The sequence below is a fragment of the Neisseria sp. P0021.S007 genome, from assembly GCF_051956855.1.
This window is the reverse complement of sequence record NZ_JBQCXA010000033.1, coordinates 1-1818: the sequence shown is the minus strand read 5'-3', so window position 1 is coordinate 1818 and position 1818 is coordinate 1. Positions and strand designations below refer to the sequence as shown.

The following is a 1818-nucleotide window of genomic DNA, read 5'->3' as shown; positions in this document are numbered from 1 at the left end:
GTCGTAGTGGTATTCGGTGTGCTGTTCCAGCGCATCGGTAATACGCGCCAACTGTCCTTCGGGGGTGTAGGCCAGTTTGGTTTCGTAACCCGAGCAGTCGGTAATCCGGTCGGGCTGATGGTTTTCGTTATAGTGGTATGCGGTACTGCTGCCGTTCGGATCGGTTACCGACAGCAACAGACCGTTGCCGGCATATTCGAAACGGGTGATGTGTTTCAGCGGGTCGGTATGGGTCAGCAGGTTGCCCGCTTCGTCATAGGTATAGCCGTGGTAACGGCTTTCGGCATCGCTTTTGCGGATCAGACGGTAGTTGTCGTCATAGTCGAAATGCAGGATGACGCCGTCCGGACGGATAATGCTTTCTACCTGGCCTTCGTTGCTGTATTGATAACGGGTAACGCGTCCCATTGCATCGGTATGGCTGAGCAGACGGCCCAAGTCGTCGCGTTCCATCAGGTTGGTACTGCCGTCGGCAAACACCCGTTTGGTCAACTCATTGTTGTAGTCGTAATGATATTGCTCGGTACGGCCCAATATGTCGGTTACCTCGGTGTAACCTTCGTGATAGGTAAAACGCCATTCCTCGCCCAAAGAAGTCCGGTTGCGGATGACTTTGCCGGTCGGGGTGTAATGGTCGTATTCGTATTCCGATACCAATCCGGCCGCATCCGTATGCGACACCATCAGATTGTTTTTATAGCCGAAGCTGCGTTTGACATTACCGTCGCGGCCGATGACGCGGATCAGGTCACCACTGCCGTCGTATTCATAGCGGACCAGCGGCATACCGACCCGGACCGTTTCGCCAAAGGATGGTAAACCCTCCAACAGCGACACCGACAGCAGCCGCATTCTAGGCGACTGCTCATCGGCCACATTGCCGAAGTTTAGCGAGAACACCCGGCCGTTGCCGTCGATGACGTATTGCGGCAGACCGGTCAGCGGATGATAGACGAAACGCTGATGGTTGCCGTTGGCGTCTTCCACCGCGACCAGCGGGAAGAGGGTGGAATCTTCATCAGAACCGTCCTCCGCCACCACCAAAGGCGCAAAACGCAGCGCTATCGAACCGTCCAGAGAAGCAATGACATAATGGCCGTCCGGGTTCTTGCTGAACCAAATCTGTTCGCTCTCAAACAATACCGGCTCTTCGTCATCTTCATCGACTTCCGGCAAAGGGAACAAACGGCCCTGATCGTCGATATAGGCCAATCCGGCCGCATCGCGGATAATGCGCTGGCAGCCCGGTACGCTCCAGCCCTCGCCGAGCCAGCCGGTACCGTCTTGGTCGGAATAATAGCTGCGGCTCCATACCAGCGGCAGAATACCTTCAAAGGCAAAGTCGGTTTCACCCTCCAAAAACTTCAAACCGTGTATCGGATTGACTGGACGGCCGGCACCTACCGCACCCTTGCAGGACAAACAGGTTTTAGGGGGGAGTCTTTTGCTGAACTTGCCGTTCATATGGAACATATCGCCAGTACGCACGATATAGCGTTTGCGGATTTTAACCGAGGAAGAATGGCGCATCGGCCAGGCCGGTTTGGTGGCGGTGCGGCTTTTTACCCCTTTACGGCCCGGAAGGGCGATTTCATCGCCATAAGTTTTGTGCGTCTTACTGGCATTAAAGACAAAAGCAGGCTTGCGGTTGAGGCGTACGTCTTTGGCGACGGTTTTGGCACCGCCGAGATCAGCAAAGAGTGGGAAGGGGATGGGTGGAACGGAAGGGGGAGCGGGTGGAGGCGGCCAGCAGAAATCGGGGACGGTAAAGACAACGCGGAATTTGCTGCTTTTACGGGCGATTTTATTGACGGCCAT

General features: G+C 55.4%; 1 protein-coding gene. It reads right to left on the bottom strand.

What is annotated here, in order from left to right; translation table 11 throughout:
- On the bottom strand, window positions 1-1818 hold a 1818-nt coding region (locus tag ACTHUR_RS10815; protein ID WP_440361300.1), incomplete at both ends, for a DUF6531 domain-containing protein.